7 protein-coding genes are annotated in these 6,548 nt (G+C 68.4%); 2 read left to right on the top strand and 5 right to left on the bottom strand.

The window, feature by feature from the left end; translation table 11 throughout:
• Positions 1-233: 233 nt before the first annotated feature.
• Together IT40_RS29670 and IT40_RS29665 are read right to left on the bottom strand one after the other, a co-directional pair.
• Complete coding sequence (locus tag IT40_RS29670) at positions 234-617, bottom strand: ABC transporter permease (protein WP_208021279.1); 384 nt, start codon at positions 615-617, stop codon at positions 234-236.
• Positions 611-1,018: an ABC transporter permease gene (locus IT40_RS29665; RefSeq protein ID WP_208021278.1), complete on the bottom strand. Its 408-nt coding sequence runs from the start codon at positions 1,016-1,018 to the stop codon at positions 611-613. Before IT40_RS29665 ends, IT40_RS29670 begins: the two co-directional genes overlap by 7 nt.
• 165 nt (positions 1,019-1,183) lie before the next feature.
• On the opposite strand from IT40_RS29665, the gene IT40_RS30540 reads away from it, so the two are divergent.
• On the top strand, positions 1,184-1,465 hold the full coding sequence (locus IT40_RS30540; RefSeq protein ID WP_036758034.1) for a hypothetical protein: 282 nt from the start codon (positions 1,184-1,186) through the stop codon (positions 1,463-1,465).
• 182 nt (positions 1,466-1,647) lie between these two features.
• On the opposite strand, the gene IT40_RS18030 is transcribed toward IT40_RS30540, so the two are convergent.
• Genes IT40_RS18030 through IT40_RS18020 form a run of 3 tightly spaced genes read right to left on the bottom strand, consistent with a single transcriptional unit; the run spans position 1,648 to position 5,336 of the window.
• Positions 1,648-2,898: a glycerate kinase type-2 family protein gene (locus IT40_RS18030; RefSeq protein ID WP_036758032.1), complete on the bottom strand. Its 1,251-nt coding sequence runs from the start codon at positions 2,896-2,898 to the stop codon at positions 1,648-1,650.
• Positions 2,899-2,907: 9 nt separating this feature from the next.
• Positions 2,908-4,020 (bottom strand): tartrate dehydrogenase, encoded by a 1,113-nt coding sequence (locus IT40_RS18025; protein ID WP_052096122.1) that lies wholly within the window; start codon positions 4,018-4,020, stop codon positions 2,908-2,910.
• Between the two features lie 5 nt (positions 4,021-4,025).
• The gene (locus tag IT40_RS18020; RefSeq protein WP_036758030.1) at positions 4,026-5,336 is read right to left on the bottom strand and encodes an MFS transporter; all 1,311 of its coding nucleotides are present in this window, start codon (positions 5,334-5,336) and stop codon (positions 4,026-4,028) included.
• 129 nt (positions 5,337-5,465) lie between these two features.
• Between IT40_RS18020 and IT40_RS18015 the strand changes: the two genes are divergently transcribed.
• Complete coding sequence (locus IT40_RS18015) at positions 5,466-6,383, top strand: LysR family transcriptional regulator (RefSeq protein WP_036758028.1); 918 nt, start codon at positions 5,466-5,468, stop codon at positions 6,381-6,383.
• Positions 6,384-6,548: the final 165 nt, after the last annotated feature.

Below are 6,548 nucleotides of genomic sequence, written 5' to 3'. Positions count from 1 at the left end.
TGGCCCTGTAATCCTCGGTGCTCAGCAGATCGGTCATCTCACTTCCCTTCCACGATGGCCTGGACGGCGGTCTTCAGCGTGGCGATGACGCCTTCCAGCTCGGCCTTTTCGCCGTCGTTCAGCCCCTCGAGCCATCCCCCTGGAACGGCGTGATCACAGGCGTGTAAATACCTTCAAGAACCATGCGAGTCTTCCTTTGCTTTCCATGGCTCGCGATCGACGCCGGGCAAGGTTCATGCCTTCGGGCGCAGCGACACGATCAGCTTGGCGATCATGCCGAACAGGGTCAGCAGGATCAGCGCCACCGAGATCACCGCGATGACGGGATCGACGTTGTCTCGCAGCCCGGCCCAGATCATGCGCGGCAGGGCCACGATCTTGACCGAGGTGCCGAACAGCGTGACCGCGATTTCCTCCCATGACTTCACGAAGGACAGGAAAGCGGCGGTCAGCACGCCGAAGCGGATGTTGGGCAGGACCACCCAGAAGGTCGTCTGCCAGATCAAGGCGCCGGGGTTGCGCACGGCAAGTTCGATCCGGCGGTCGACCTGGCTCCGCGTGACCAGGAGCGCCACCACGGCATAGGGCACCGCCATCACCGCATGCGAGATCACCACCCCCGGCAGCGTGTCGAAGGTGTTGGTGGGGTGACGAGGAAATAGAGCGCCAGCGCCGAGATGATCGGCGGCACCGCCAGGGGCGCCAGCACGATGCCGATGAAAGCCGCGCCGTAGCGCGATTTCGCATACCCGATCCCGATGCAGAACAGCGTCGCGAAGACGGTCGCCAGCCCTGCGGCGAGCAGCGCCACCAAGGCGCTGGTCAGGATGCCGTCGTGCCATTGCGCGCTGGACATCAGCTCCTGATAATGGCGCAGCGACCAGTCGCCGTCCGGCATCGACAGGAAATGCTTGGGCGTGAACGAGATCGGGATCACCGCCAGCAGCGGCGCGATCAGAAACAGCATCGCCGCATAAACGCAAAGGGTGCTGATCCGGCCGGGTTGATCGTTGCGCATGGTGGCTCTTTCTGGCTGGAAGCGACGGGGAACGGATCAGAGCAGCCGGTCGAGCCGGACGATCCGCGACAGAATCCAGATCAGGCCGACGACCAGCACCAGCAACACCGCCGCCAGCGCCGAGCCGAGGCCTTCGAGCGCATCCACCGCTCGAACCTGATCGGCATGGGCATCCTGCCGCTGCGCCTGCCTGCGGGAACGACGCCGCAGTCGCTGGCGCTGACGGTCGTGGACCGGGTCGGGATCACGCTCGATCCATCGCGGCTGGAACCGCGCGGGCCTGTCCGCGTGGCGATCCACCGCGCCTCGGGCAGGGTCGAGGCGTTCGAGGCGACCGCTGCCATCGAGACGAGCCTTGAGGTCGAGACCCTGGCGAAAGGCGGGCTCATGCCGCTGATCCTCGACCGCGCGACCCGCGCCGAGGCGGCGAACCTTACCGCCGAATAGCTGCCGCTCATCGAAAGCGGAAGGGCGCGGTGTTCGAAGCCCTGGCCCCGACCGGGGCAGTCATCCCAGGGCGCGCGGATGCAGCCAGGGCCAGGATCAGGGCCGCAGACCGCACAGCGGCGCAGCACGGGGACGAGGTCCAGCGCCACGGCCGCCCCGACCCCCGGCGCCAGGGGTTGGGTCTATGGAATGTATACCGCCCTGAAGTCGTTGACATTGGTCAGGGTCGGCCCGGTCTTGACCAGGTCGCCGAGCCGCGCGAACAGGCCATAGCTGTCATGGCCCGCCAGCACCGCCGCCGGGTCCAGCCCGGCCGCGCGGGCGCGGGGCAGCGTGTCGGGGGCGATGATCGCGCCCGCCGCATCCTCGGTCCCGTCGATGCCGTCGGTGTCGCAGGCCAGCGCGTGGATCGAGGTGCCGTCCAGCGCCAGCGCCATGGCCAGCAGGAACTCGGTATTGCGCCCACCGCGGCCGGGCTTGGCCGCGCCGATGGTGACGGTGGTCTCGCCGCCCGACAGCAGCACGGCCGGGCCCCGGACCGGCTGGCCATGCAGCGCGGCGGATCGGGCGATGCCGGCCATGACCTGGCCCGCCGCGGCTGCCTCGCCCTCGATGGCGTCGCCGAGGATCAGGGGCGTCGCCCCCTCGGCGCGGGCGCGGGCCGCCGCCGCCTCAAGCGCCAGCATCGGGGTCGAGATCAGCCGGTAATCCGCCCCGAATGCCGGCAGGGGCTCGGGCACTTCCAGCAGCAGGCGGCGCGCCGGCTCGGGCAGGTCGGGGCCAAGCATCCGCACCACCTCGGACAGGTCCGCCCCCGCATCCGGGTCATGCACCGTCGGTCCCGAGGCGATGGCCAGCGGATCGTCCCCCGGCACGTCCGAGATCGCCAGCGTCACCACCCGCGCCGGCGCCGCCGCCAGCGCCAGCCGTCCGCCCTTGATGGCCGATAGCCGCCGCCGCACCCGGTTCATCACCGAAATCGGCGCCCCGGAGGCCAGAAGCAGGCGGTTCACCCGCATCTTGTCGTCCAGCGTCAGCCCCGGCGCAGGCGCGGTCATCAGCGCCGAGCCGCCGCCCGAGATCAGCGCCAGCACCAGATCCTCGGGGCCGAGCCCGCCGACCGCATCCAGGATGCGCCGCGCCGCCTGGGCGCCGTTCCGGTCGGGAACGGGATGCGCGGCCTCGATCACCTCGATCCGGCGGGTCGGCACGGCATGGCCGTAGCGGGTGACGACCACCCCCGACAGGTCCACGCCGGGCCAGGCCTCCTCGACCGCGCGGGCCATGGCGGCGGCGGACTTGCCCGCCCCCACCACGACGACCCGGCCGCGCGGCGGGTCCGGCAGATGGCGCGCGACCGTCTTCGCCGGATCGGCGCTGTCCACCGCCGCGGAAAACAGGCGCAGCAGGAAATCCCTGGGGTCGCGAGCCATCGCCTTGCCTCAGATATTGGCGCCGCGGATGGCCGCGCAGACGGCTTCCGTGACCTGCTGCGTGGTGGCCGTCCCGCCCACGTCGGGGGTCATCACGCCATCGGCGCAGACCTGCTCGACCGCCGTCATCAGGCGCCTGGCCGCATCAGCCTCGCCCAGATGCTCCAGCATCTGCGCCGCGGTCCAGAAGGTCGCGACCGGGTTGGCGATGCCCTTGCCGGTGATGTCGAAGGCCGAGCCGTGGATCGGCTCGAACATCGAGGGATAGCGCCGTTCCGGGTCGATATTGCCGGTGGGCGCCACGCCCAGGCTGCCGGCCAGCGCGCCCGCCAGATCCGACAGGATGTCCGCGTGCAGGTTCGTCGCGACGATGGTGTCGAGGCTTTGCGGGTTCTTGACCATGCGCACGGTCATCGCATCGACCAGCATCTTGTCCCAGGTCACGTCGGGGAATTCCCGCGAGACCTCGGCCGCGATCTCGTCCCACATCACCATGCCGTGGCGCTGCGCATTGGACTTGGTGACGACCGTCAACAGCTTGCGCGGCCGGGACTGCGCCAGCTTGAAGGCATAGCGCATGATCCGGGTGACGCCGACGCGGGTGAAGATGGCGACCTCGGTGCCGACCTCTTCGGGCAGGCCCTTGTGGGCGCGGCCGCCATGGCCGGAATATTCCCCCTCGGAGTTCTCGCGCACGATCACCCAGTCCAGGTCGCCGGGGCCGACGCTTTCCAGCGGCGACCGGATGCCGGGCAGGATCTTGGTCGGGCGCACGTTGGCATATTGGTCGAAACCCTGGCAGATCGGCAGGCGCAGGCCCCAAAGCGTGATATGGTCGGGCACGTCCGGCGCACCCACAGCGCCGAAGAAGATGGCGTCGAAGGCCCGCAACTGCTCCGGCCCGTCCTCGGGCATCAGCGCGCCGGTCCTCTTGTAGCGGTCCGAGCCCCAGTCGAACTCGGTCACGTCAAAGCGGAAGGTGCCGTCGCGCCTGGCCAGCGCCTCCAGCGCTTGCAGGCCGGCGGCGATGACCTCGGGGCCGATCCCGTCGGCGGGAATGGCGGCAATGCGATAGGTGCGGGATTCGGTGGTCAGCTCTGACGCTTTCTGTGCAATGGTCATGGGGTTCAGCCTTTCTGGATGGCGTTGGACCAAAGGGCGGCCGAGCGGCGCGCCGTGCCGGCGATGATCAGGGTGACGACGGCCGACAGGATCAGCAGGCCGGCGACGAAATAGAGGCCCCATTCGAAGCTGCCGGTCGCCTGCTTGATCAGGCCGATGACATAGGGGCCGACGAAACCGCCAAGGTTGCCCAGCGAGTTGATCGTGGCGATGCCGGTGGCCGCGGCCGAGCCGGACAGGAACATGGTCGGCATCGACCACAGCGGCGGCTTGGCGGCGCTGACGCCGGCATTCACCACCACCAGCGCCAGGACGACGGCGGCCAGCGAGACGGCAAAGCCGGCGAAGAACAGGCCCGCCCCGGCGGCGATGCAGGCCAGCGTCACATGCCAGGTGCGCTCGCCGGTGCGGTCGGAATGGCGCGACCACAGATACATGGCGACGACGGCAAAGATCGGCGGGATGGCGTTGACAAGGCCGGTCTGGAACGAGGTCAGGCCCAGCCCGTGCAGCATCTGCGGCGCCCAGATCCCCAGCGTGTAAAGCCCGGCCGAGGTGCCGAAATAGACCAGCGCCAGCGCCAGGACGCGCGGATCGGTCAGCCCCTTCAGGATCGAATGGCTGGCCCCGGCCTTGTCCTTGGCCGCACGCTCGGCGTTCATGGTGCTGGCCAGCCATGCGCGTTCGTCGGCTGCCAGCCATTTCGCCTTTTCCGGCCGGTCGGTCAGGTAGAACAGCACCACGACGCCCAGGATCAGCGCCGGCGCCGCCTCGAGCACGAACATCCACTGCCAGCCGTGCCAGCCCATCAGCCCCTCCATCTCCAGCAGCGCGCCCGAGATCGGCGAACCGAGCGCGACCGAGATCGGCGCCGCGGCCATGAACAGCGCCGTCACCTGCGCGCGGCTTTTCGCGGGGAACCAGTAGCTGAGATACAGGATGATGCCCGGAAAGAAGCCGGCCTCGGCCGCGCCCAGCAGGAAGCGCAGGATATAGAAGCTGGTCGGTCCCTGCACGAAGGCCATGGCGCCCGAGATCAGGCCCCAGGTCAGCATGACGCGGGCGATCCAGATCCGCGCGCCGAACCTTTCCAGCGCCAGGTTCGAGGGCACCTCGAACAGGAAATAGCCGATGAAGAACAGCCCGGCGCCGAAACCGAAGATGGCGGGCGACAGGCCCAGATCCTCGTTCATGTGGATGGCCGCGAAGCCCACGTTCACGCGGTCGAGGAACGCGATGAAATAAAGCAGCATGATGAAGGGTATGATGCGCCACGAGATCTTACTCATGACGCGCTTTTCGAGCGCATCGCCCATCTGATCCTCCCGATGTGACCGGTAAAGGCGCACTCCTCCGCGCCTCGGGAGAAATTACGGGCGTGGGGGCGCTGTTCTCAATCGTTCGTTTATTATATAATAAAATGGAACAATTAGGATGAGGCCGGCATGGAGCTTCGACAGTTGCGCTGCGCCGTCGCGGTGGCGGACGAGATGCATTTCGGGCGCGCCGCCGCCCGGCTCGAGATGCTGCCGGCCGCGCTTGGCCGCGCCGTGCGCCAGCTCGAGGACAGCCTGGGCGTGCAGATCTTCGAGCGCACGACGCGCTCGGTCGTCATCACCGCGGAAGGCATGCGCATCATCAAGGAGGCGCGCGCCCTGCTGGCCGAGGCGGACGCGGCCCAGGCACGCTGGCGCAGGCTGGGCCGCAAGGGCGGCCAGGTCCTGCGGCTGGGGGCCATCGACACCGCCGCCAGCGGCCTGGTTACCGGCCTGCTCAAGGCGGTGCATGCCATCCTGCCGGACCTGAGGATCCAGCTGGTCGAGGAACGCTCGATCAAGCTGATCCCGCGGCTGCTGGCGGGCAATCTGGATCTGGCGCTGGTGCGGCCGGGGCTGAAGCCGTTTCACCGCCGGCTGCGCGGGCATTTCCTGCTTAACGAATCCTCGGTCGTCGTCTTGCCGCCCGGCCATCCGCTTTCTGCCCGGCAGGAGGTCGATATTCCCAGCCTGCGCGACGTGCCGCTGATCGTGCCGGATCGCCGCTCGCGTCCGCATAGCCACGATCTGGTCCTGGCGCTTTTCGAGCATGCCGGGGTCGAGCCCCGCATCGTCCAGAACGCGGACGAGAAGCAGACGATGATGAACATGGTCGCCGCGGGGATCGGCGCGGCGATCGTGCCGCGCTGGTGGTCCGGGTTCGTGCCGCGCGACGTTCATGTCTGCGCGCTGGCCCTGCCCGACGACAGCCTGCGGCTGAAATTGCCGCTGCATGTGGTCTGGGCGCGGGATGTCCGCGATCCCATCAGGGATGCGGTGGTCGAGACCCTGCTTTCGCTGGTGGACCGTTACGCCGGGAAGGCATAGGCGAATTTCGCCGGCAGGCTCGCTTTCGAATGCGCAGAGGACGCGGCATGCACCATGCGGCGGCAAAGACATATACCGGGAAGCGGGTAGCGCTTCTCGGTATGGGGTGCAGGTCGATATGGATCGCAGGGCTTGCCCGAAAGGGACCATGCCAGAATGATTTTC

This window comes from Paracoccus versutus (genome assembly GCF_000763885.1).
Lineage (GTDB): Bacteria > Pseudomonadota > Alphaproteobacteria > Rhodobacterales > Rhodobacteraceae > Paracoccus > Paracoccus versutus.
The sequence above is the reverse complement of the archived record's forward strand: the minus strand, read 5'-3'. Positions and strand labels throughout refer to the sequence as shown.

What these genes read in the sequence shown, in the direction of transcription:
- IT40_RS29665 (WP_208021278.1), bottom strand. Translation starts at nt 1,018, where the DNA reads ATGCGCAACGATCAACCCGGCCGGATCAGCACCCTTTGCGTTTATGCG.
- IT40_RS30540 (WP_036758034.1), top strand. Translation starts at nt 1,184, where the DNA reads ATGGGCATCCTGCCGCTGCGCCTGCCTGCGGGAACGACGCCGCAGTCG.
- IT40_RS18030 (WP_036758032.1), bottom strand. Translation starts at nt 2,898, where the DNA reads ATGGCTCGCGACCCCAGGGATTTCCTGCTGCGCCTGTTTTCCGCGGCG.
- IT40_RS18025 (WP_052096122.1), bottom strand. Translation starts at nt 4,020, where the DNA reads ATGACCATTGCACAGAAAGCGTCAGAGCTGACCACCGAATCCCGCACC.
- IT40_RS18020 (WP_036758030.1), bottom strand. Translation starts at nt 5,336, where the DNA reads ATGGGCGATGCGCTCGAAAAGCGCGTCATGAGTAAGATCTCGTGGCGC.
- IT40_RS18015 (WP_036758028.1), top strand. Translation starts at nt 5,466, where the DNA reads ATGGAGCTTCGACAGTTGCGCTGCGCCGTCGCGGTGGCGGACGAGATG.